Origin of the sequence: Micromonospora sonneratiae (assembly GCF_042679305.1) — a bacterium.
In the GTDB taxonomy this organism is placed as follows: Bacteria; Actinomycetota; Actinomycetes; order Mycobacteriales; family Micromonosporaceae; genus Micromonospora_H; species Micromonospora_H sonneratiae.
On sequence record NZ_JBHTMP010000006.1, the window covers coordinates 79,006 to 103,679 of the forward strand.

At 69.0% G+C, this 24,674-nt stretch carries 17 protein-coding genes; 10 read left to right on the forward strand and 7 right to left on the reverse strand.

Features of this window, described 5'->3' with window-relative positions:
• Positions 1-2 precede the first annotated feature (2 nt).
• The 10 genes from ACFQ4H_RS05925 to ACFQ4H_RS05970 are packed head-to-tail and all read left to right on the forward strand — an operon-like array spanning position 3 to position 13,433.
• Entirely contained in the window at positions 3-3,203 is a 3,201-nt protein-coding gene (locus ACFQ4H_RS05925; RefSeq protein ID WP_377567808.1) for a hypothetical protein, read from the forward strand.
• A complete protein-coding gene (locus ACFQ4H_RS05930) occupies positions 3,200-4,702 on the forward strand; it encodes a hypothetical protein (protein ID WP_377567810.1) in 1,503 nt (500 codons plus the stop codon). The genes ACFQ4H_RS05925 and ACFQ4H_RS05930 overlap by 4 nt, the downstream gene beginning before the upstream one ends.
• Positions 4,703-4,705: 3 nt before the next feature.
• Complete coding sequence (locus ACFQ4H_RS05935; protein ID WP_377567811.1) at positions 4,706-5,206, forward strand: hypothetical protein; 501 nt, start codon at positions 4,706-4,708, stop codon at positions 5,204-5,206.
• The gene (locus ACFQ4H_RS05940; protein WP_377567813.1) at positions 5,206-5,808 is read left to right on the forward strand and encodes a hypothetical protein; all 603 of its coding nucleotides are present in this window, start codon (positions 5,206-5,208) and stop codon (positions 5,806-5,808) included. The genes ACFQ4H_RS05935 and ACFQ4H_RS05940 overlap by 1 nt, the downstream gene beginning before the upstream one ends.
• A complete protein-coding gene (locus ACFQ4H_RS05945) occupies positions 5,805-7,793 on the forward strand; it encodes a hypothetical protein (RefSeq protein WP_377567815.1) in 1,989 nt (662 codons plus the stop codon). The genes ACFQ4H_RS05940 and ACFQ4H_RS05945 overlap by 4 nt, the downstream gene beginning before the upstream one ends.
• The gene (locus ACFQ4H_RS05950) at positions 7,793-8,140 is read left to right on the forward strand and encodes a hypothetical protein (protein WP_377567817.1); all 348 of its coding nucleotides are present in this window, start codon (positions 7,793-7,795) and stop codon (positions 8,138-8,140) included. The genes ACFQ4H_RS05945 and ACFQ4H_RS05950 overlap by 1 nt, the downstream gene beginning before the upstream one ends.
• Position 8,141: 1 nt before the next feature.
• Positions 8,142-8,651, forward strand: a complete 510-nt coding sequence (locus tag ACFQ4H_RS05955) for a GPW/gp25 family protein (protein ID WP_377567819.1) — start codon at positions 8,142-8,144, stop codon at positions 8,649-8,651.
• Positions 8,644-10,053, forward strand: a complete 1,410-nt coding sequence (locus ACFQ4H_RS05960) for a hypothetical protein (protein WP_377567821.1) — start codon at positions 8,644-8,646, stop codon at positions 10,051-10,053. Before ACFQ4H_RS05955 ends, ACFQ4H_RS05960 begins: the two co-directional genes overlap by 8 nt.
• Before the next feature lie 10 nt (positions 10,054-10,063).
• Positions 10,064-12,316: a hypothetical protein gene (locus tag ACFQ4H_RS05965; protein ID WP_377567823.1), complete on the forward strand. Its 2,253-nt coding sequence runs from the start codon at positions 10,064-10,066 to the stop codon at positions 12,314-12,316.
• The gene (locus ACFQ4H_RS05970) at positions 12,309-13,433 is read left to right on the forward strand and encodes a hypothetical protein (RefSeq protein ID WP_377567825.1); all 1,125 of its coding nucleotides are present in this window, start codon (positions 12,309-12,311) and stop codon (positions 13,431-13,433) included. The genes ACFQ4H_RS05965 and ACFQ4H_RS05970 overlap by 8 nt, the downstream gene beginning before the upstream one ends.
• 74 nt (positions 13,434-13,507) lie before the next feature.
• On the opposite strand, the gene ACFQ4H_RS05975 is transcribed toward ACFQ4H_RS05970, so the two are convergent.
• The 7 genes from ACFQ4H_RS05975 to ACFQ4H_RS06005 form a co-directional block, all read right to left on the reverse strand.
• Positions 13,508-16,405: a protease-associated domain-containing protein gene (locus ACFQ4H_RS05975; RefSeq protein WP_377567827.1), complete on the reverse strand. Its 2,898-nt coding sequence runs from the start codon at positions 16,403-16,405 to the stop codon at positions 13,508-13,510.
• 60 nt (positions 16,406-16,465) lie between these two features.
• Complete coding sequence (locus tag ACFQ4H_RS05980) at positions 16,466-19,240, reverse strand: S8 family serine peptidase (RefSeq protein WP_377567829.1); 2,775 nt, start codon at positions 19,238-19,240, stop codon at positions 16,466-16,468.
• A 47-nt stretch (positions 19,241-19,287) separates the two neighbouring features.
• Positions 19,288-19,461 carry a hypothetical protein gene (locus tag ACFQ4H_RS05985; RefSeq protein WP_377567831.1) on the reverse strand — a complete coding sequence of 58 codons (174 nt, stop codon included), beginning with the start codon at positions 19,459-19,461 and terminating at the stop codon, positions 19,288-19,290.
• 77 nt (positions 19,462-19,538) lie between these two features.
• The gene (locus tag ACFQ4H_RS05990) at positions 19,539-22,523 is read right to left on the reverse strand and encodes a helix-turn-helix transcriptional regulator (protein ID WP_377567833.1); all 2,985 of its coding nucleotides are present in this window, start codon (positions 22,521-22,523) and stop codon (positions 19,539-19,541) included.
• Positions 22,524-22,781: 258 nt separating this feature from the next.
• Positions 22,782-23,333, reverse strand: coding sequence for a GNAT family N-acetyltransferase (locus ACFQ4H_RS05995; protein WP_377567835.1), 552 nt, complete (start codon positions 23,331-23,333; stop codon positions 22,782-22,784).
• Between the two features lie 154 nt (positions 23,334-23,487).
• Entirely contained in the window at positions 23,488-24,138 is a 651-nt protein-coding gene (locus tag ACFQ4H_RS06000) for an HNH endonuclease family protein (RefSeq protein WP_377567837.1), read from the reverse strand.
• Between the two features lie 222 nt (positions 24,139-24,360).
• Complete coding sequence (locus tag ACFQ4H_RS06005; RefSeq protein WP_377567958.1) at positions 24,361-24,648, reverse strand: YciI family protein; 288 nt, start codon at positions 24,646-24,648, stop codon at positions 24,361-24,363.
• Positions 24,649-24,674 lie beyond the last annotated feature (26 nt).

The following is a 24,674-nucleotide window of genomic DNA, read 5'->3' on the forward strand; positions in this document are numbered from 1 at the left end:
CCATGGCAGTCGTCGTGGAGATCCCGTGCCGCCTGCGGGTGGATCGCGAGTCGTTGGCGCAGTCCGCCGACGAGGTCGTGGCCGCCTTCAGCTCGGCGCTGGGACGCGCCATGGCAACCGCCGAGGCTGAGCTGCTGATTCCGCGTGGGGCCACCCCTCTCGCGCACCAGCCGGTGTTCCGGTGGCTCGGCGTCCTTCAGGGGGTGCCGACGGAGCACCGACGCGCATTGGAAGACCGGCTACGCGCCGCTGTCAGCAGGGCCGCCGCCGCATCGAAGGTACGGGCCGACGCCGCCGTGGCCGTCGACACCGTGGCCCCGCTGACCGACGCGCCGGCGGAACTCGTCGACCGGTCCAAGTTACGGCCGCTGATGGGGACGTACGGCGTGCCCTCCTACGACGGTGGTGGCCGAACCCGGGACGTGCCGGTACGTGCATCACGTCCGCCGGCTCCGCCTTCGGTCGGTTACGAGTGGCGGCTGCTCACCGGCTCGCTCACCGCGGCCGAGAAGCTGGAGATCGTACGGGTGGCCCAGCTCCGGTTCGGACCGTTGGACCGGAGCACGCCCCGCGGCCTGATCTTTCGGGAGCGGGTCGGTGGGGCCAACCAGTTCACGGTGGCGATCTTCGAGGCCACCCCGATCTTCTTCAGCTTTTCCGCCTTCGGCACGCTGGAGTACCAGCGCAGCGCCTCGGACTTCACCACGGCACCGACCGAGCCACCACCCGGCCCGGCGACGGCCGAGTTCCGGGCCGTCACCGACCGCGCGGGCCTGATCGCCGTTGTCGCGGAGTTCATGGACCCGCCGATCCGGCGGCAGATCCAGGCAGCCGAGCCCCGCCGCGAAGGCACCCGGGTCTCGGAGCACGACCTGCAACTGGACCGGGCCGTGGCCGCCCACGTGGAGCGCCTCACCGACCGGCAGCTCGCGAGCCTGCGGGGCCAGAGCCCGGCGGGTGTGGTGATCGTCCAGCGCGGTTCCGCCTTCGTCATGCTCATCGTCACCGCCGCCCAGGCCGGCAGCCTGCGTTGGTCCGGCATCGCCCGGCTACTTCCGGTGACCAACGAGGTGACCCGGGCCGGCGACGACGGCGGTCGGGGCGGCGACGGCGGGGGCGCGCGTGGGTCCGGCGCCGGCGCCGGTGGTGATGGCGGCGAGGCAGGTTCGGGTGACCGGGGCGGGAGTGGGGGCAGTGGCGGCGGTGGTGAGGGCCGCGGGAGCGGCACCGGCACCGGCAGTGGTGGCGGAGCGCCGCAGCGGGGAGGCTTCGTATTCGATCCGACCAACACCTTGCCCACCAGTGACGATCCGAACGCCAGCCGCTTCCCGGTGATCCATCGGACCGGGGCCGGCCTGCAGTGCCAGTCGATGAACGGCGAGCCGGAGGTCGCCGAGTTGGGGCAGGCCGCGGCGGAGATCCGTCGCCGCATCGACGATCTCGCGTTCCGGCTACAGATCGCCCCCTGCAACTTCGCCGCGAACTTCTGCATCCTGGCCGCCCGCGCGCTGCGGCAGCGTGCCGCTGACATCAGCACCTACATCACCACGACCGAACGGGCCGGGTTCACCCAGCCGGTGCCCGAGGCGACCGGCCCGTTGGGGCCACTCACCTTCCAACCGGTGGCATCACCGGCGATCCAGTTCCTACGGCACCTTGCCGGGGTCGTGCCGAGGCTGCATGCACTGGCGATGCTGACCCTGCGTACCTACGAGTCGCCGGAGCACTGGCCCAAGGTGAAGGGGGGCTGGATCGACTCGCCGGCCTCCTGGAACCTGCATTTCCTGCACGAGTTCACCCCGGCGATGAACGATGCGGTCGGCGAGATCTTCGTCTCCGGGTGCCAGGCGATGCTGCTACAGCTGTTGCTGGCCTCGAAGCAGGGGATCGAGGCACGCATCACCAACTTCAACCGGTACGCACCGATCTTCGAGCGCCTGATGGTGTCGCAGCTCAGTGACTACGCCGAGTTGCAGGGGCTACGCGACAGGCTGCGGTGGCACGAGCGGGCCACGTGGGTGCACGGCGCGACCACCACGGTGGGCGGGGACGCTGCCGCGACCGTCGCCGTGGCGAATCCGGCGACCGCCTGGTTCGCCGCCGCCCGGTCGCTCTCCGCGGCGTTCCTCGCCGACGAGCGTACGGTGAGCGCGGGCACGGTCGGTGAGATCGTCACCGCCGACGGCGTTACGAAGATCCGCGACTCGCGCGGGATGCTCTGGTCCGAAGCCGACATCGAACAGGCCCTGGTACTTCAGCGGGCCGAGTCGGAGGGCATCGATCCGCTGGTCAAGCAGATCGCCGACATTCCCGACGTGCTCTCGCGGTTCCGCCGGGACCGCAACGCGATCCGCAACGAACTCTGGCGGGTCCTTCAGGAGATGAGGTCGAACAACACCGAGATGCTCGGCAAGGCACGAGCATCGGCCCGGTTCGCCTTCAAGGCCAGTCAGATCAGTGAGCACATTCCGACGGCGACCATCCCGGGCACCTCCTATCCGTTGCAGGGAATCCACCTGCAGGTGCATGAGCAGCTAGGGGAGTTCTTCGGCGGAAACGTCTGCTACGGACTCGGCATCGATCGGCTCTTCAGCGCCGAGTTGGGACGGGAGGCACTGACCTCGGTAGGGCTGACGATCGGGATCGTCGCCCTGTCGGTGCTCTGTCCACCGGCGGGGTTCCTCGTCGGGGTCGCCGTCGCCGGGGTCGAGGTGGCGCATGCGCACGAGCGGGAGCGGCTCTTCGAATCCATGCTCGACCCCGAGCTGGTCCTCACCCGGGCCGAGGTGGAGGTGGGGCTCTTCGCGGCGTACCTGGGTCTGGCGCTCTCGCTCCTTCCCGAGGCGGGGACGGCGGTGGGAGCGGCTGTCCGGGGCGGGCGGACCGCGGTACGTACCGGCCTGCAGGCGGGGTTGCGGGCCGGGCTACGGGCCGGTGGTCGATCGGCCCGCCGATACGTGGTGCGTCGGGTCACCCGGCAGGTTTTGGAGGCAGCGCAGCGGGATCTGCTGACCGAGTTCGTCACCCAGGTCACCACGGCGTTGGTGATGGAGAAGGTGGTGCAGAAGGTGCTCGAACCGCTGTTGGCGCACATCGAGCGGGAAGCGATGATCCGTGGTTCCGTCGGCGGGCCGGACGGCGCCCGGTTCGTTCTTGCCGCGTTGCGGCGTGACGACGCGGACACGTCAGGGGGTGTGCGGTGACCCCTCGGCCCAGGATCGGTACGCGCGGCAGATTCGGTGTCCGGTCACGGCTGGACGCCAGCGCCATCCGCGCCGCAGCCGAGGCGAACCCCAGGCTACGCAGGTTCATGCGGGCGATCAGCGACCAGAGCGAGGCGGGGGACCGGCGGGCAGGAGCGCTGATGGAGCACCTGCTCACCCGGGTCCTCAACGACGTCGGAGAGATGCACATGACGAATGTGGTCTCCCGACTGGAGCGGATCCAGGTGCTGCGGGACAACATCGCGGCGATCCTCGACAACGTGTTGGAAGGCGGCGAACTGCCGCCCACGGTGCGGGTGGAGACCCTGGGCGAGTACTTCGACCAGCTCAGTACGGAGATGCGGGAGCTGAGCCGCCCACGGGAGGCGCTGCTCGGCGACGAACCGTTCCGGCTGCACGACGAGTCCTTCGCCTATGCCGACGACGTACTGCGCGAATTCGAGGGTGAGCCGGCGGCGCGGGCTGCGGGTGGGCAGCACGTACCGACCACCGATGCGATGATCGCCCGCCTCGACGAACTGCCACCCCAACAACGGACCGCGGTCCGGCGGGCGGCGGAGCTGGACCCGCGGCGGCTGTGGCGGGTGTTCGAGGCGGAGACCGAGGGGGGCCAGGCCCGTCGACTCGCCGAACTGGAAACGAGTCTCGGCGGTCGGATGAGTGCGGCGGAACTCGAACAGCTGCGGGCCGCGGTCACCGACGTGCGTAGGGCCGGATCGCGGGCGGCACTGGTCAGCCCCGCCCGGCTGGCCCCGGCGCTGGCGAACATCCACGACCCGCACCTACGGTCGGTGGTGTTGCATGGCGACTCGTGGATCGTCCAGCAGTTGGCGATGCACAACCTCGCCACGCTGGAGACGATGTGGCGCAACTTCCGTGAGCGTGGCGGAGCGGCCGACGGCAGGGGATTCCGCAACTACCTACGGCACCAGATGGTCACCTTCGGCCGGGCCACACCGGCGGAGTTCACCGCCGCCTTCAGCCTGAGCAGCATCGAGATGTTCCTCAAGAGCCCGGACGACGCACCGATGATCCGTGGTACGGACATGGTGGGGATCGCCCACGACGGCTGGGTGTGGCTGGTCGACGACAAGTCGCACCGGGCGACCAGCGTTTCCGACGTCAGCGCGCTCACCACCAATCTCGTCACCAACCTGCGGGATGACGCGGCCGCGTTCCGGGACGCGATCAACCGCCTCCGTCGGGCCGATCCCGAGTTCGTCGCCGACCCGCGCGTGGTCGACGCGATCATGAGCATGCGTGCCTGCGCCGACGACATCGACCGGATCAACGGCACGGTCGCCGCCGCGGACCGGCCCGCCCGTATCCGTGCCGCCCTGCAGCAGCACCGACTCAAGCTGCGGGTCACCAGTGCGATGGGCGAGGTGGTCGAAATCTCCGACGCGCTACGTGACCTGGGACTGCGACCCCAGTCGACAGGGCCGGTCATTCCGTTGCCAAACCCGGGGAGCAGATGAGGGATGGGTATCACCAAGAGCTTCATGCAGTACGCCAACGTCCCGTCAGCGGTGATCAGCGACGGTGTCCTGCCGATCCCACTGTGGTCGGTGACGCAGATGAGCCTCTCGCAGACGTACCATCTGCCGCCGATCGGCTCCACCGCGCACAAGGCGATCGTCGCCACCCACGACGACACCATCAACCTCACCGGAGTGCTGGTCGGTGCGGAACGCTACGCCTGGAAGTTCGCGCTGGAGACGATGGCCGAGGCCAGCAAGCGCGGAACCGCCCTGGCCGCGTACTCCGGTGGGAAGCTCGGCGGCCTGATCCTCATCACCTCGATGACGATCCGCACCGACATGCAGGTGCAGTCGCTGTCCTTCACCGCTTCGGCGACCAAACGTGACGTGCTCGACGTGACGATCTCCATGGCCCACCTGCCCAGGCCGAGCCTGCTCGGCAAGCTGCTCGACGTGGCGAGTGTCGGGGTGGGAGCGCTCGCTGACTTCGGAGGTTCGTGATGCCACCCTTTCCCATCGATCGTTACCTCATCCCGCCCGGACCGCCGTCACCCGAGGGCTTCACGTCGGTACGGCAGGCCCTGACGAACGGCGTACCGCAGCGTGTGGAGTTCGAGGGGCTGACCAACGCCGTCCTGGTGCTGCCGACCGGGCTGGCCCGGCAGTGGCTCGAGGCCGACCCGCTGGCCGTGGTCTCCACCTCCGAGGACGATGCGGTGCCACGGCAGCCGGGAGCGGGCCGGCCGCCGTCGCTGGCCCAGCGGGCGCCGCTGCGGCTCATCGTGCGCCGGGGGACGACGGTTCTGGCGTCGATGCCTCTCGCGACCGGGTTGCGCCGGGTCTGCGGCCCGGTGGAGATAGTGGTGCACGGTTGGCGCCTCTGCGCCGGGACGGTACGCGGACCCGGCGACTACGGGGACTACGTCGAGCTGGCGTGGCGTCACGTGAACCGGGCGACCGACGTGTTCGGCCCACCGCCGGTGCACCGGTTCGTGCTACGGCGTAAACCGCCGGCGCTGCGCATCGAGTCGGACCTCGGGCGGCTGCGCATCGAGTACTGGGGCCTGGCCGACAAACGATACCGGCGGAGGTGGGCGCGGTGACTTCGTTCCAGCTGGATCAGATCAAGAAGGGGACGCTCGGCAACGACGCGGGCTGGCTGCTGACCTTCCATCGAGGGATCACGTCGGATCCCACCGGACTTCCCCAGTTGAGCAGCTCCGAGTACTACGCCTCGATTGACGCGACGCTGCCGGAGGGACTGGCAGCGGGGTCATACAAGATCACAGTGGAACAGCTCACCGATGCCCACTACGCGATGCTGCGTACCAGGGCATCGGACGATCCGCTGTTCTGCAAGCTCTACCTCTTCTGGCGCGATGCCAACACCTCCGCCCGCGCCTACTTCACCAACATGCTGGGCGTCAATGCCCGGCCGTCCCCGGTGGAAATGCACCAGTCACTCGTCGCGGTGCTACGGGTCAAGAAGATCAGGCGCACCACCGGGCAACGGGGCTACGACACCGAGCTGACCTGTGTCGAGGAAGTGTATGCGCGACTGTCGCAGCGAATCCGTACCCCGATCGAGGGGAACAACTTCACCGAGGCGCTACGCACCATCCGGCAACGCACCGAAGTGGAGTTCGCGCACTGGGAGGCGAACCCGGACGGAACCATGACCCACGCCCGTGGGGAGGCCGGAGGCGACGAACGGGTGGTCCTGGGGGCGGGGCTGACCTACGCGGCCGGAGTGGAGCGCATCGCCAACGCGATCGAGCAGGGGCGCAACCTCTACGGGCGCAAGATGGTGCTGATCCGGGACGGCACCGTGCACATCGGCAAGCGCCCCATTCCGTACCCCGAGGGTGACCCCAAGGAACTGACGCTGGCCTCCGGACTGCTGGAGAGCGTCGAGGGGGGTGAGGAGTCCACCGACCCCTACGCGGACACCGAGTCCGGGGCGACCCGGCCGCCCCGACGGACGATCTGGAACCTGACCCTGAAGGGGCGGCCCGACCTCAAACCCGGTGACGTGGTGAAGTTCGAGCCACCCGCCGACGACGAGTCGAAGACCCTGCCGAAGGTCGGTGAAGCGCTGCTGGGCTCGTTCGCCGCTCCGTTCCTGCCCTCGATGGGCGGACTGACCGGAAACGCCAAGCTGCTCTACGTCCGGTCGGTGCGGCACCTCCAGTCGCGTTCCGCCGGCTTCGCGACCCAGGTGCAGGGGGTCGTCATCACCAGCGCCGCGACCGCCTGGGACACCTGGGCCGACGCCACCCCGGCCGGCACCTCGCCGGCCAGCAGCTCCTCCTCGTCCGGGGTTGCGGCGGCTGAGGCGGTGCGGCGCGTGGCACGCGCGTCCCGTCTGGAGGCGCGCTCGCTGGAGATCGGTGAGGTCCGGGCCGTGGCCACCAACGCCAGCGGCGCGGTCGAACCCCCGGCGCAGACCGCCACCGTCTGGGAGGGCCTGGTCCGGCCGGATGGCCGGCCCAACGGGGTACGGCGGCTGCCGGTGCGCCGCGAGGAGCCGGCACCGCTCAACGGGGTGAGCTACCTGACCCCGTTCGCCTGGGGTGGATGCGGCCTGGTGCTGCCCCGCTATCCCGGCACCCGGGTGGCGCTGGCCTACCGCAACGGGGCGGCGGACGATCCGGTCGACGTCGGCGCCGTGTGGCCCTCGGGGCATGCCCCGCGCTCCGAGCCGGGCGACTGGTGGCTCTCGCTGCCGGTCGGGGTTGGTAAGCGCTCGTCGCTACAGCCCAGCGAGACGGTCGACGACCACACCGGTGACGTGGTCCACGACCTTACGGACGGTGACGGTCATCGGGTGATCGAGGTCGGTGAGCTCACCATACGGGTGGGCCAGTTGCATGGCCGGGACCAGCGACCGGCCCGCGCCTCCGGCCAGGAATCACCCGAAGGCAGCGTGACCATCGAGCACACCGGTGGCGCGAAGATCGTTCTTGATCAGAACGGCAACATCCTGATCAAAGGCAAGAGCATCAACCTCGACGCCGGTACCGGTGACATCACGATGAAGGCGAAGAAGGTCGACGTCCAGGTCACCGACTTCATGGAGGTGAAGTGATGGCCTCTGTGCTGACCACGGCGAGTCGGGTCGCCTGTCCCCACGGGGGTGCCGTATCCACCTCGGGTCAGTCCAGGCTCCGGGTGCTCGACGCCCCGGTACTACGGCAGGACGGAGTCGCCGGCAGGTCACTGGACAGCAACTGCGCCGTCGTGACCGACCCGAACACCAGCACGCTGAAGTGCGCCACGGTCGCGGCGGTCACCGCGGGGCAGGCCACCAAGTTGAAGGTCGGCGGAGCTGCGGTGCTGCTCGACTCGCTCGCCGGCACCACCAACGGAACCCCACCACCGACCGGCGCGACGCTCTCGGCGACGGCGGGTCAAGCCAAACTCAGGGCGGTGTGAGATGGAGCAGAGCGAATCGGACCGGTTGGCCAGACGGGACCGCCAACTCGGCTACGGCCTCGCCTTTCCGTTGACCATGCCGGGACTCGACCTCGCCCGGGACATCGAGTTCGTCGAGACCGAGCACGGCCGGGACCTGGACCTGGTGCACGGGCTGGACAACCTCGGCCAGGCCCTCTCGGTCGCCCTCACCACACTGCGCGGCTCGAACGTCTTCAACACCGAATTCGGCTTCGACGGGCTCAACGCGCTGGCCGAACCGATCGAGCCGGTGCTGGCCCGGGAGCGGGTACGGATCGGGGTCATCAAGGTTCTCGACGCCGATCCGCGCGTACACCGCATCCTCGACGTCAACCTCAACGACGGGCGCCTGGATCCGCGCGGCCCGGACGACGACGCGCACCGCGCCGCGCTGCGGGCCAGCCGTGCCCTCAGCGTCCATGTTCAGTTCCAGACCGTCGCTGGCGACCAGATGGCGGTCCGTCTGGGGGAGCTTCCCATCGATGTCTGACATCCTCGCGATCGACGCTGCTGCGCTGCGCTCCACCGGCTCGACGGGCTTCGGCATCGTCGAGACCGGTTTCGTGCCGAAGTCCTTTGCCCGGTTGCTGGCGGAGAAATTGAGCACCGCCCGGGTCGTCTTCGGTGACGACATCGACCTGACCAGCGGTTCCGTGCTGCGCAAGGTCCTCGAACTGACCGCATTGGAGGATGCCCGGCTGTGGGCGGCGGTCGGAGCGGTCTACGACAACGGCTATGTCGTCTCCGCCTCCGGGGACGCACTCGACCGGCTCGGCGAGGACCTCGGCGTCGACCGGCCCTATCTGACCGCCCACGGAACGATCAGGCTCAAGCTCAGGGCGGCGCTGCCGACCGGCTACCCCCAACTGGTGCTCCCACGCGGGGCGCGACTGTCCACCGCCGGCGGCCATCACGTCGCCCTGGACGAGACCGTCGTGCTCACCGAGGCCGTGCCGGTGCGGGATCCCGCCGTGGTCGCGTTCTTCCCCGGACCGTCGCACAACCTCGACCCCAGCCAGCCCAACCAGAAGATCGACCGGTGGAACCGGGCCGACGCCGCGCTCGACGGACTGGACGCCGCCGAACAGGCCGCAGGTGAGGAACTGATCGAGATCGTGCACACCGCGGCGCTCACCGGCGGCGAGCTACAGGTCGCCGACGACCGTTACCGGCAGCTGCTGCTGGCGGTGCCCCGGTCGATCTGGACCGCCGAGGCGATCGGAATGGCGGTTGGCACCGTCCCCGGGGTACGGCAGGTGCAGGTCTTCGATGGCCGGGGCGGGCTGGACATCAACCAGTCCATCTTCGGGAACTTCAACTTCATCGAACGGGTCTTCGCCAGCGAGCGGGACCTGGGCAACCCGTACTACTTCACGGTTCTGGTCGCGCCGACCGCCGCCGCGATCTGGGATGGTCCGGACGGGCTCCAGGCCGCGATCGAGACCGTCATCGAGGACCTGCGACCGATCGGCATCTTTGCCTCGGTGGAGAAGGCCGAGGAGATCGGTATCGGGGTCGAGGCGGAACTGGTCGTACGCGGGCTGCCACTGCCGACCGGATCGAAGGAGACGATCAACGCCTCGACCGCTGCCGCCGAGCTGCGTTCGCGGCTGCACGGGCGGTTGCGGCGCTACGTCGACGAACTGCCCTTCGGGGAACCCGTACGGGTCGCCGAGGTGGTCTGGACGTTGATGAACGAGCCGGGCGTGGCTGACGTACGCAATCTGCGGCTGGTGCGCTTCCCGGCCGATGCCGCGTCGATCACCACCGCCACCGCCCCCACGGGCAACGGAGTTCAGCGGCTGCCGGTCGGCGAGAACGCCGTCCTGGCGGCGAACCAGATCCCGGGGTACGTGGACCGGGACGACCCGCGTCCATTCGTAATCATCTGAAGGGGACGTGATGGTGCGAGTCCTGTTCGACGGTCCCGAGGCGGCGGTCGAGCGCAACCTGTTCGAGCAGCTCGAAGGGCCCTACGCGGGAACCGTCCGGCGTACGGCTGTGCCGGCGGCCAGCGACGGCACGGTCACCGTGGACTGGACCACCCGGCATCCGCTCCTCGTCGCGGTGCTACGCGAGGACCTGGCCGAGGAGACGCTGGGCGTCACGGTGACCCTCGACCCGGGAACGGAGGTCGAGGTCGAGTTCGCGCCCTGGAGCGAGGCGGGCGCCTCGGTGCCGGTGTACGCCTTCCCGTTCCGCGACGCGCCGCCCTTCACCGCGTCGATCGACGCCGACCTGGTCGACCGGGTGGAGTTCGCGGTGATCGAGGGCAACCTGGGGCGGCTGCTCTACCTCGCCGCACATGAGAAGGTGCGCCTGCGGCGGGCCCTGCGGGAGGTGCACGCCTACCGTACCCTCGCCCACGCCCGCCGCGACGCCCTGGACCGGGCGGGCGCGGACGTCGGGGTGGCCCGTTTCGACGACGAGATGGTCTACGAGGCGGGCTCGGGCAACGTCTACGCCCGGCGGCGAGCCGGCGGAGCGGTGGAGTCCGACGCGGACTACGCCCGACGCCTACGGATGTACCGGCGTTTCCTGCTGCCGACGCCCGGGGCGATCACCGACCTGCTCGAGCACCTCTTCGATGACCTGCCCGACGGGGTACGCCCGACGGTGCAGGAAGCCGACGACCGGTTCGCGGTCGCGGTGCACCTGACGGCGGTCGGTGCGGTGAGCCATCGGGACAACTTCCTGGCATCGCTGCGTCGGGACCGGCTGATCCTGCCGGCGGCCGGTGCCGCGAACGACAGCGTGCACCATGGCCGGCGACTGCCGCAGCGGCGCATCCAGGCCATCGACGACCTGCGGGGGCGGCTGCGTCAGTCCTTCTCCTTCGCCGCCGGCCACGGGATCGCCCCACCACTCGCCCAGGCGCTCGATCGGGCCGGCCGGGTCTGCCGGGCGCTGGGCTTCCTCACCGCCTGGAATGTCCAGCGGGCCCAGGACGCCAGTGCCGGCAGCCGGTATCAGCTCGGGCTCGGCATCGACCTTGCCATGCCGACCACGGCACAGGCCACCGACGTGCGGAGCCGGATCCTGGACGACAACCGCACCCCGAGCAACGACGCCACCGCCGAAGCGCTGATCGCCGCCATCCGCACGCGGGGCACCCCGGTCGATCCGGAACTCACCTGGCTCTGGCGGGGATGTGGGCTGCAGACCACGCACCGGGTCAACTCCGGCACGCTCTACCTCTCGCACCTACCGACCGGCGGCCTGGTGATCAGCGGCCCGGCCAACGCGAACCCCGGGACACAACAGCAGTTGCAGGCCAACTTCCATGCCCCCGGCGATCCCGGCACCAACGCGATCCTGCTGGCTGGCCTGACCGCAGCGGCATCGGACTGGGCGGACGAGGGTGAGCCGCCGTGGACGTCGCTGTCGGACCCCGTCGCCCGTACCCGCTGGGACACCGTCCCGGTTCGCCCCACGAGTCAACCGATCCACCAGGCGCTCGGGGCAGCCGGTCTGCCGTCCGTCGTGGATCCCGCGCCGGTCGTCGCCTCCCTCAAGAGGCTTCCCGACGAACTGGTCGAGACGATCGAGTTGGACGCGGGCCTCTCCGCCGGCCTCGTCGCCGGCCAGCCCGCAGCAGCGGAACAGCTGGGGAAGCTCGTCGGCATGCTGCGGGCCCACCGGGTCGCAGCGGCGCTGCCGCTCGTCGACGGCGGTAACCGGGTGCTACTGGTCGTCAGCGTGATCGGCCTGCCGCTGGCCGGACTCAACCTCGCCGACCGCAGGGCGACCGGATTCCGCTGGTATCTGGTGCCGCTCGGTGGTGCGGCCGGGGAGATCAAAGCGGTCGGCAGCCGTACCACGCTCGTCCCACGCAGTCAGGGGCTGCTGGCCGTGGTGGCCCTCTCCTATGTGCGCACCGGCCTGACCGACCCGTACGAGTTCCGGGTCGAACTGCCCGACGAGGCGGTGCTCACCCTCGACCAGTACGAGCGGCTGATGAACGCGCTCACCCGGGTCTACCCGATCGGTGTCGAGGTGAACACGTACGGGATCCGGCGCAACCACGTCGACCTCGATGGCGACGGTACCGCCGAGCCGTTGCGCCCGGCGGTCTCCCGGACCTACCGCACCTATCAACGTCGTCAGCGGCATGGCGTCCACGACCCCAGTCCCGAGGAGCAGAGCAATGGCTAACCAGATCAACTTTGACGGGCTCACCGTTGACCAGCTCTATGAGACCTTCACCGAGAAGGAGATCCACCCGTCCGATGCGGCCGTGCTGGTGTCGTCGTGGATCTACGAGAACATCGGCCGGACCAGGCGGGTCTTCAACTTCGTGGAGAGCTTCCCGTCGGTGGAGCCGGGCTGCCAGCCGGCGCCGTTCAACCGTACCTTCCACCATGCCGACTGGGTCGACGGCGAGGACGTGGTGCAGGCCGGGCAGACCACCGGCGAGTTGGGGTTCAACGAGCGCTTCCATCGCATCGAGGCGGACATCGACGAGTTGGCTGCCCGGATCGCCAAGTCGTTCACCTGCATGGCGGCGATGCGGCTGAGCCTGCGCCGGCTGCTCGACGAGATCCGCGCAGAGATCAACAGGCTGCACGAAACCACGTACGACACCCGCGTCAGCGCTCCTGTGAACTTCGACCGGATCCCCAACTACATGGGCGTGCTCGATTTCGGCCAGTACATGGGGACCACCCGGTTCCTCGACAAGAACGTCAGCGTCTGGCAGACGAAGAACGGCACGCTGGTGCTGCCCGCCGTCGAGACGATGGGGGTGGATGTCGTGATCGGACCGAAGCTGAAGAACGCCGCCTACTTCCACCGGTTCGTCATCGAGACCCCGGAGGTGCGGGAGCGGTTCAAGGAGCAGGTGCCACTCGAGGAACTCCTCGAACTGTTCGGCGACGTGCAGGTCGCCGACGGTCGAACCGTACGCGATGTGCTCAAGGTGCTGCCGGCCAAGTCCAGCTACGCCAACCTCGCCACGATGATCAGCGAGGTGGGTGAGCGGGAGGCTGCGATCGTACGGACCACGATGGGTGCCCACTCGGCGATCTCGGCAGCGCTGGGGATCGAGGGTGAGCTGGAGACGGTGACCGATGCCGACGTGGCGAAGCTGAACGCGGTGCCGAGCAGGGCCCGTACCGCGCTGACCAAGGCCGGCATCAACACCGTCGGCGAGTTGGCCAAGGCCGAGCCTGACACCATCATGCGCATCCTCGACGAGCAGGGGGTACGGGCGGAGATCGGCGATGCCGCCGAGTGGACCGCATTCGCCAACACCCTGACGAATCTTCGGTAACGGGTTGCGGGCCGGCTCGGCTGCCCGCCCGTCGGGCACGTCCACGACGTGCCCGACGGGTCAGGGGACGGCGGTCAGCGCCTGCCGGTGAGGGTGAAGGCATCGAGGATGGTCTGCTCGATGGTGTTGCCGGCGGCGTCCGCCGCGCTGGCCCTGATGCTGACCGTGCCCGTGGTCTCCGCCAGGCGCGGGACCTGGTAGCTCGCGGTGTAGTTTCCGCCACCCTTGGCGGTCGCCGAGAGCTGTTTCCAGGTGACCCCGCCATCCGTGCTGATCGACAACGCGACGCTCCGGACTGCTGGCGCGTTGGGCGCGTTGTGGTACGCGGCGACCTTGATCTGGTGTCGGCCGGGAGCGGTGACCGCGCCGGCGAGGTCCGAGTCGACGTCGTACCGCAGGAAGAGGAGCGGATCGGCGTGGCATGGGCTGCCCGAACCCTCGACGCAGAGGAACCCCTTCGGCGGCTCGTTCCGGGTCGGCGCGGCGGACGTGAAGTTCCACGTCGTCGACGTCTTGCCGCCGCCGCTCCGCGCCGTCAGCCGGTATCGCCGTGACTCGGCCGGAAGCTCGTAGGTGGCACCCCACATGGTCGAACTGGCCTGGGGGAGTTCCTGGCCATCCGCATACATGTGCAGATTCTCCGGCTCGAACACGTACGCACCGATCGCCTGCTCCGGGTTGGCCCCGGACACGAGGAAGGTGATCGGGTAGAACGTGTTGCCCTGCCGGCAGAAGGCGCAGATTTCGGTGGACCAGTCACCTTCCCACTTGCCCGGCTGCGACTGGAAGACCCGAGGCGACAGTTCCGGCGCACCGGGCACGAGGGGCTGCGGGCTCCACCGCGCCGTGGTCGATCCCGCCCGGTCCGTGACGTCGATGGTGCGGACCGCCGGCTGCGACCCGAAGGATTCGTAGAACTGGTTCCGTACGAGGTCCGGTGACACCGGGCCGCGATAGGTGGTGAACTGGACGCTGTCGGTGAGGTAGTTGTAGGGGACCCCGGCGGCAACGGTTTCGTTCGGCCGGAAGGCCGAGGAGATCAGGCTGGCCGGTTCCGCCCGCGTGCCCTGGAGCGAGGTGTCGACCTTGGCGAGTTGCCGGTCGGTGACCTCGGTGTGCAGGGAGGCCGGAATCCGCCCCTCGTGGTAGGTGTGCAGCGTGTAGACGTACGGGCTGACCGAGTCGTAGCCGGATACGTCGATCTTCACCGGGTTGCGGCGCAGCAGGGCACGAAGGCTCGCCGCCTCTGCCGGCGAGACCGTGGCGTACGGGATGTCGGCTACCTCCTCGGTGTTGTACCACCAGTCCGGCTCGACCGGAACCCAGCAGGTCATGGTCGGCCAGGGTCCTCCGGACGAGATCGGCTCGACGAGCACACCGACGGCACCGGCAGCCCGCGCTCGCATCAGTTGACCATTCCCGATGCGGCACTGCCCACCGGCCGGCTTGTCAGCGTCGATCTGCAGCAGGACGAGCTTGCCCCTGGCGTTGACCCGGGCGAAGTCCGCGTCCCGGCCCAGTCCGCCGTCGACCAGTTGGAGGGTCTGCCGGCCGCTGAACCGAACCACCTCGAAGTCGGGACGCTTGTACCATTCCGCCGGTAGCGTGGCCGTGAGCTCGACACGTTTCGGCGTGGTGACCGCCATGGTCACCATCGGCTTGCCGAGCACCCAGTTCACGCCGAGGTGGAAGGTGCCGACCTTCACCGGGGCGCTGGGAATGGCCCAGAACCTGGAGTTGCCGTACCCGGTGAAGCTGAGTACGGCTCCGCCCGCGCCGTTGGCGAAGGTACGGAAGGTGGTCCGGGAACCGATGAACACCTCGGTCGGCCGAGGGGTGCCCACCGTCAACTGCTGCGCGGTGTCGCCGTCGAGTGTGATGGTGGTGTCCCCGGTGACCTCGAACTCCGGCAGTTCCAGGTTGAGGTGCTGCTCGCGCCGGTCGAGCAGGAAAACGGCGTGACCGCCGGCTTCGTAGACTCCAGGTGGGACCTCGTACGTCACCTCGAACGTCGTACACGGATCGGCGTCCAGGCAGCGGGCACTGACGGACTCGTACCCGGACCCGACCGCGGATCCGGCGACCTGGGCGAGCATGAAACCGCCCACCGGGCAGATGGTCGTGGCGCGGGTACCGCAGTAGACGACGTCCCCGTTCTTCCGCTTGACGATCTGGGTGACCCGGTACTTCGGCTGCCCGGTGTCGGTCTGTGGCTTGGCCTTCATCGAGCGGAGCCCCGTGGGCCAGATCGCCACCGCGTCGCCGCTGAGTTTCGGGGTGGCACCGTCGAACAGGTAGTTGCTGAAGTCGCCCAGTTGGGAGTTGGGCTTGACAGCGGCCCAGAACCCGGCGGCCTGACGTGGATCGACGCGGAGGTCGACCGTGCCGGAATCCGGGTGCTTCGCCACCGTCGTTACCCCGGACAGGCCCGATGTCCGCTTGTCCAGCGCGGCCGCGTCCGGCCGGTCACCGTACCTGACGGTGAGGGCGAGCGGGGTGTTTCCACCGCGCTCCAGATGGGCGGCCAGCCAGGCCACGTCGAAGATCTTCTGGTCGATGGCACCACTGGCGACCAGGGCCTGCGCGTCGCTGGGCAGCGCGTGGAGACGGGTGCTCGTCCCACCCGGTCCGATGGTGACCTTGACGTCGATCGTCGGACGGGTGCCGTCGCCCCGGGTCGTCGGGACGGCGGTGACCGTGTAGCGACCGCCGTCCCGGGTCAGCGTGACCTGGTCACCGGTGATCAACGTGACGGTGTAGGTCGACCTGGTCAGACCGGGTAGGGACACCGCCCGTAGACCGTCTTCGACCGTGGCGGCTCCGGCTGGTGCCGGAACCGGATCCGTCGGTTCCCACGGTCGCGCGTTCGCGGCGACGGGTATACCCACCACGGTCAGGATCGCTGCCGCCGATGCAAGCAGGCGTAGCCGTCGTCTGCTCCGGGGACGAAGGGTGGTACTCGATCTGGTCACGAATGGCTCCTTGCATCGGGTGGGCTGGCGGGTTCGCGGTGCAGGGTGTCGTCCGGCATGTCAGCCGCCTGCCCGGGCCAGCGACCAGTTCTGGGTCACGACCATGTCCTTGCGGACCGGGATCGTCGCGGTACGGGCCGGGTAGCCGGACGCACTCGCGGTGAACTCGGTGGGTCCGACCGCGGAGCTGAAGACCCAGTACAGGCCGTCACCGACGTTCGGGTCCACCGGCGTGGTGACGCCCGTGCCGGACTCCTGTGGTTGCCCGGTACGCGCCACGGTGGCGAAGACCGGCGCGCCGGTGTCGCGGTCGGTGACGAACCCGAGGACCAGTCCGCCCTCGACCGGACGACAGGCGCGGGTGCCCACGAACACGTTGTCGACCGCCCACCACCATGCGTTGCGGCCCTGGTAGTGGAACCGGATCCGCACGTCCTTGCGGCCGGCAGCCTGCGGCAGCGGCAGGTTGACCTGCCCGAACGCGTGGCTGCTGGTCTGTCGCCACACCGTCCTCCAGGTTCGGCCGCCGTCGGTGCTCACGTCGACGTCGGCCCGCTGGCTGGCGTCGTCCGGGTAGTAGGACGTGTGGAAGGTCAGCTGCGGGGAGGCGTCACCGGACAGGTCGATGATCGGTGAGGTCAGGCTGGTGTCGAACCGCTTCCCGTCGCCGGACGCCGAATCGGCGATGGCGAACCGGCCGTTCCCGCCTTCCGGTACCGGCCGGTAGCCGGGGTTGTCGAACCGCCAGCTTGGCCTGCCCGATGTCGTCCAGCCGTCCCGCGTACCGGTGTCGGTCCAGTCGTCGAAGTCCTCGCTGACACCGCTCCAGCGGTAGCCGGGTGCGGTGCAGGTCGACTGGTCGACGGTCAGCGCCGCGTCCTGGACGACATCCGCCTGACCCAGCTCGAACGTCCGTTGGACGACCTGGTAGCCGGGATACTGGGCAGAGACCTGCATCGTGTACGCGGCGGATCCCGGCAGTTCCACGCGGTAGCGGCCGGTCACCGGATCGGTGAAGATCGGTCCGAGCGGGTAACCGCTGATTACGATCTTCGCGTACAGCGGCCAGCCGTGCCCCGATCCATCGGTGATGGTGCCGCTGACCGTGTTCATCGCCTGGGGAACCAGTTCGACGTCGGCCGTCGTGGTCGCCCCCTCGACGACCTGCGCCTGTGCCGTGCCGGATGCGTAGCCGTACTTCCGGGCACTGATCGAGTACCCGCCCACGGGCAGGGCACCCGTTACGTAGGCACCGTCGGCGGCGGTGGTCACCTCACGGCTGACCGGACCGACGATCGTGACGGTGGCACCGGGGATCGGCTTGCCGGTCACGGAATCGCTGATGGTGCCGCCCACCCGGCCGGTGACGCCCCGTGGTGCCTGGCGCAGGAGCGTGAGCGCGTCCAGTCGACCTTCACCGAAGGCGTTGTTGTCGTCGTCGGTGCCGCCGCACTGGCTGTTCGGGTTGTCCGTGGCCGTGCCGTCCAACAGGGACCTGGTGCCGTCGACGTCACCTACCAGCGCGGCAGCTGCCGACCACACCAGGGCGATGGCCCCCGCGACGTGCGGTGTCGCCATCGAGGTGCCGTTCATGGTGGCGTACCCGTTGCCCGGCATGCTGGATCGCACGTTCACACCGGGCGCGGCGATGTTCGGCTTGATCTCGCCGTCCTGGCCGGCACCCCGGGACGAGAAGCCGGCGATGGTGTTGTCGACGTCGTACGCGCCGACCGAGTAGTTGATCTTTCGGCTGCCCGGTGAACCACTCGTCTGGCAGCCCGGTCCGTTGTTGCCGTTGGCCCACACACCGAAGATGCCCGAGGCGGTCCACGCCAGGCTGATGTCCTCCATCAACGGCTCGTTCGAGGGGGCCGTCGTACCCCACGAGTTGTTGATGATGTGCGGCCGCTTGCTGGCATCCGGGTTCTGCCCGCTCAGATCCGTCGGCTCCAGCATCCACTGGCCCGAGCTGATCAGCGCAGCGTCGGTCGGGCAGCAGCCGTTTGCCGCGATCCAGCGGGCCCCGGGGGCCACGCCGATCTGGTTGCCGGCGCCGTCGTCGCCGACCATGGTGCCCACCGTGTGCGTACCGTGACCGTCGCGGTCACAGGGCGCGGCACCACACGTACCAGCTGCGTCGAACCAGTTGTAGTTGTGGTCGAACGCGCCGTCACCCTTGTTGCCACGGTACTGCTTCACCAGTGCCGGGTGATCGAACTGGGCTCCGGTGTCGATCGAGCCGACCGTGATGTCCTCGCCGCGTACGCCGAACTGGCTCCACACGTCGTCGGCGTTGATGTTGGCGACACCCCACTCGACCGCGTCGACCGCCTGCCGGCCGACGCCCTTGGTCACCGGCGGCGGCTCGACCTTGAACGACGGCAGCAGCGAGTTGACCTCGCCGCGGGCGGCCAGGCGTTCGGCAAGGTCCTGCCCGCCGGTGACCTTGATCGCGTTCGTCGCCCAGAAGCTCTGGTACCTGACGCCCGAAGCGGTGAGTTCCTTGCGTACCGCGCGCTGACTGTCGTCGGCCGCCTGCTTCAACGCCTTGGCCACCGCCGTGCCACGCGCGTTCCAGTCCTTGATCGCACTGGCCTTGGACAGGTCCGCCCTGCCGCCGAAGTAGACCCAGAAGTCCACGCCGGACTCCTGGCTGTTCAGTTGGCTCTGGAGCTGTGGGCGGATCTTGTCCTTCGCCGCAACCGCCGGTGGAGTCGTTGCACCGGCGGTTGCTGACGGGAGCGCGGTGGCGGTGCCGGTCAGGGCGAGCACCGTGGCCACGGTGGCCACCAGCACTGTCGCGTATCTTCGTCTCGCTGATCGGGAAATGCGCATGAAAGGTCCCTTTCTGGGAATGCTGCCGTGGCTCCGGTTGCGGTTTGTCACAGGGGCAGGTACCGCTCGTCGTCCTCGGTGTCCTGCTCCTCGACCGGTCCCGCCTCCGGACGGCTCTCGACCGGCTGCGGACGGCCCACCTGATGGGCGTTCTCTGGCGGCGACGTCAACTCGGGCGGGGACGTCAACTCGTCTTCGTCAGGATCATCTCGACGCGGCATGTCAGCATCGTGGTCAATCGTTGGATACGGCTGCGATCCCTCAGGTGAGGGAAACAACCCCGGGTCACTCACGGGGTTCAGTTACTCGACGCCGTCCCGGGCTCGGAGACCATCCCCGTCGCGACCGCCCGCGCGGAAAGTGCGGCACGCGAGGAGACACCGAGCTTGCGCATGGCCGACTTCATCTGGCTGGCCACGGTGTGGTGCGAGCGGTGCAGCGCGTCCGCGATCTCCCGGTTGGTCCGCCCTTCGGCCGCGAGAGCGACGACCTCCAGTTCGCGTGGTGACAGATCGGATCCATAGCCCTTCCGGCCGCCACGCCACACGCGTGGCACCGCTCGTCCGTGAGCACGGAGGGTACGCGCGACGCGGTCCACATCGATGCTGGCCGGCAGGGCCGACAATGCGCCCAGGACGTCGGTGAGAAGTTCAAGTCCCGCCGACACCACGCCGGTACGGATCAGGCACATCGCCTGCCGTTCCCGGGAGAGCGCCGCGTTGTACGGCCGTGGGAGTGTCGCCCAGGCCGCTGCGGCCTGCGCGAACAGGTCGGCAGCGACACCGTTCTCACCACCGGCCTCGGCCAGCAGGCCGCGACAGTCGAGCAGCGCCGTCCACGGTGCCGGCGCCTGCCGTCCCCGTAGCCCCTGCTCGAACCTGTCGACCAGATTCCGGGCATCCGGTACGGCACCGGTGGCGACCAGGGCCTGCGTGCGTGCCGGAACCACGTCGGTTCCCCAGATCCAGATCCCCTTCTCCTCGATGGCATCGCAGGGATCACGGGTGATCTCGACCGCCTCGTCCGGCCGACCTTCACGCAGTCTGATCTGTGCCAGGGTCGCCACCGCCTCCGCCACGGTGTCCCACGCACCGACCTTGCGTGCGCCGTCGATGGCAAGTTCGAGCTCCCGAGCGGCCTGGGCAAGGTCGCCGGCCACCATGAGCAGCAGACCGCTGACCATGACCGGCTCGAGACGGCTGACGGGATGCAGATCGTCCCTGCTCGCCAGCGCCGCAGCTCGCTCCGCGAGGCGGTCCCAGGCACCGGTGAACCAGTCGAGGTGCAGCTGCGTGGAGTCGATGAGGTCCCGGATCCTGACCTGCTCGTACTCCTCCGCGAGCCGGCGTGCGGTCGCGAGCCAACGGCCCGACCCCGGGTATCGCCCCCACTTCATCGCTGCGTCACCAACGTTGAGGTGGGCCACCGTGACGATACGGCGATCCCTGCCGACCTGGGCCGCGGGCGGGATGTGCTCGGCCTCCACCCAGCCGCGCTGCTCGCCGAGTTGCAGCAGGGCGGCTGCCCGACCCGCAGCGACCCGTAGCCGATCCGACGGCTCCAGCGTCGCGGAGAATTCCGCCGCCCGGTCCAGCCAGGTCAGGTGTCGTACGGCTGGCGAGCGTCCACGTGGCCAGCCGAGCACCATCATGGCGACGGCAGGCGCAGCGCGCTGACGGTCGAGGTGCGGCAACGCCCGCTCCAACTCGGCGTGCGCACCGTCGAACTCCTCCATGTCATTGAGGATCCGGGCGAGTTGGAACCGCAGGTTCGCCGCCACGTTCGGATCGAGCGCGCCTTGGCTGAGTACCCGGCGTACGCCGGTAGCGAGATCCTGTAGGCGACCCGGCCCGGTGAACGAGCCGAACGGCATCTTGTCCACCAGCACGGACATCTGTTCGGCCGACACGTTGCCGTTGGTCAACACATCGTGCAGGAGGGCGCCCGCCGTTGTCTCGTCGCCGGTCTCCAACGCCACGTCCGCCGAAAGCTCCGCGTACCTGCCCCACCGCTCACCGTCACCGGCGAGGCGGAAATGGTTCGCAAGCTGCGCCAGCGGCCTCGGTACGACGGTCTCGAGAACCTGCCCGGCGCGTTCGTGTAGCGAGCGACGCTCCCGCTCCGGGATGGCGTCGTAGATCGCCCGACCGGCCAGCACATGGCGGAAGGACACCCGCATCCCGTCGCGCTGGTGCAGCAGCCGATGGGCGATGGCCTCGGCCAGACCGGCGTTGAACTCGTCGGGCGAAAGTCCGCTGATCTGCAGCAGAAGGCGCTCGGTGATGGGGTCGGCGACGACCGCAGCAGCTCGCAACACCGATCGGGTACGCATGTCGAGGCGGCTGGCATGCTCGAGCACCGTGTCCCGCACCGTCGGTGGCACCACGATCTCGTCCAGTGGCAGTCGCTTCCAGCCACGCTCACGGCGGACGAGGTCGCCGCGGCGGGCCATGAGCCGTACACACTCCTCGACGGCGAGTGGTACCCCTTCGGTGTGCGCGTGCAGGTGATGGGCGAACTCGTCGGAGACATGCTGGCCTGCCAACATCGACGAGGCAAGGGCCGCTGTCCCGGACCGGTCGAGCGGGTCGAGGACAAGCCGGAGCCGCGAGCGGTGCGGTCTGAGCCGACCCGACAGGCGCAGCAGCCATGGGTCGTCGACCAGATCCTCCGGGCGGTAGGCCACCACCAGGCTGGGTCCCTGGCCGTCCCGATCGGCCAGGAACAGCAGGAACTCCCTGGTCGCGTCGTCGGACCACTGTGCGTCGTCGACGATCAGCAGGTTCACCCCGAGTCTGTCGAGCAGTTCGGCGAGTGCCCGGAGCACCCGGTGGCGTGATGCGCTCGCGTCCTCAGCCGGCTCAAGGGCCGGCGGTAGGTCCTCGGCCCACTCCGGGAACAGTGGGCGCAGGGCACCGGCCAGTCCGCTGAGGTTCAGATCCGCAAGCGTGTCGACGCCGGTGGCCAGCACCGCGTCGACGATCGGTCCCAGCGTGCACGGCTCCCGAAGGGGCGGACAGACCGCCGTCAGCGCGGAATGCGCGGCACCGGCTGGTGAGGACAGGAACTCGTCCAGGAGACGACTCTTCCCGACGCCGGCCTCACCCTCGATCAGCACCAGCGCCGAGGTGGTCGCGAGGACTTGGCCCAGCCGGGCCAACTCGTCGTCTCGGCCGATCAGGAGCGGTGCCGATACGCTCCCAACGTATGAATCCTCCTCATCGGAGCGGTGTGTGACCTCGTCGACCAACACCGCCTCCTCACAGTTCGCCTGCTCAAACATCGCAACAGCTGCTAGTGATCATTGTCCAGCCGGTGAGGGGCGGCAACCGGCTGTCCCGCTCCGTGGCCAGCATCGACCCAGAGAAAGCGGGGGTGGCCGAGCGGGTGGCGTCGGGTTTGGACACCATCGACCGATGCTCGATCGATGTGATCAGGTGGGCCGGTGAGGTAGCGTCAGGTGGGTGTCCCGGTCGCCGTCCGTAATGCTCGCGGCGTCACAGCGCCAGGGCTGGCGCTGGGCATACGGGCGCGGGCCGCGTTATGCGCCGGGGTCGCGGAGGCCGACTGCGTCGTGTCGCCAGAACGGCTCCGCGTAGACCAGCGTTCCGGTCATCCACGGCTCGTACCCGGGGAGCCTGATGGCCTGGAAGGCGCCGTCCGGGATGCGTAGGGATGGCTTTCGGAACCCCTGGCTGCCGCCGGGCGCAAACCCGAAACGTGAGTAGTAGCCCGGATCGCCCTCGAGGAAGACGAGGGTGACGGCCCGCTCGGCGAGAACCCCCAGCCCGTGTCGGACCAGGGCGGAGCCGATACCCCGCCCATGGTGTTCGGGTATGACGGCCAACGGGCTGAGCACCTGCACCTCGACCAGTCGTCGAGGGGCGTCGAGCAGGCTGCGGGTGAACATGACATGCCCGACGACCTGTCCGTCATGCTCGGCGACCAGCGAGAGACCGTCCGTGGGCGTGATGGTGTCCCGCAGGGTGTCGACCAGGTCAGCCACGACGGGGCCGTGGTCGGCACCGAACGCCCGAAGGTGCGTGTTCCGCACGGGCTCCCTGTCGCCCGGACGCTCTTTGCGGAGATCCATGGCCGGAGGGTACGGAGCTCTCCTGTCCGCCCGCACATGCTTTCCGTGGCGGGAACGACCGACGTGACACCGAGCGTCAACGCTCGATGTCACGTCGACATCGACTTTGACGGGGCGAGCCTGGCTGATGGAACCGCCGTCGGCGGCTCCGGTATCACGCCAGGCTGACGGTGATGGTTATGTTCGGGCAACCATCGGCCAGCGTCATGAGGGCGTCATACTCGGCTGGATCCACCGCCAGGCTCCAGCGCTTCTTGACCACCGTCCACTCCCTCACGTACCGGCACACCTGGTTGGGGGGAAGCCACTCCGCCGGGTCCTTGTCCCCCTTGGCCTGGTTCACGTTGTCCGTGACCGCCACCAGGGATCGCCGGTCGCCCAGGTCGTTGGCGTACGCCTTCCGGCGTGGCGAACTCCACGTACCTGCGCCGGAGTCCCACGCCTCGGCGAGGGGCACCATGTGGTCGATGTCGAGATCGGCGGGGAGGGTCCAGTAGGCATCATCGTAGTAGGAGTACCACCGCCCGCCGGACAGGGAGCAGCCGGCGCCGACCGTGGGAGCGGTGGTGGCCTCGCTGATCAGCACCTCGTTTCTGGTGTTACAGCCGTCCCGGTCGGCGTCGATCCAGTGGGGAAACAGGCCCCGGTCGTAACCGGTGCGGTTCTCGTCGGCGACCGGCAACGACGCAACGGCGGTACGCAGCGGCGCCTGGTAGGTGTCTGCCCGGGCGGGACCAGCGACCAAAGTCGTACCGGTGATGGTTGCGGCAGCGGTCGTTGCGATCAGACGCAGGGAGTGGGACATGACCGTTCCTTCCTATCAACAAAAGACGCTTCTTCTACTGATATAGGCACAGAAAGCGGCTAATTGGCAGTAGGACATGCGGACGGTGGATGAGCGTGTGACGGCATCCGCGTGCTGCTCGTGCCGTCCCTGCCTCGATCGCTGACAGCCATCGACGTACGAGGGTGCCGAGGACCTGCGGCGCCAACGCGCGCCAGGCCGCCGAGGTCCCCGGTGTTCACCTCACATCTTCATTCCGGTGGCGAGCACGACCGGCCGTGCCTCGACCGCGTCGTGACGGGCGACTGGCATCATCGCGGCCAGCTTGAGTGCCTGCTCCCGGCTCTCGCAGTCGACCAGGTAGTAGGCGGCGAGCTGCCCTGGCGAACCGGGATACGGGCTGTCGACCGCGCTCATCACCCCGTCGCGGATCCGTACCACGGAACTGGTCGACGCGTCGGCGGTCACCTGACCATCGACCAGCTCTCCGGATGCCCGCACGGCGACGACGAAGTTCGCGTGCCCGAGCAGGGTGTCGCGTTCGGTGTCCGGGGCTG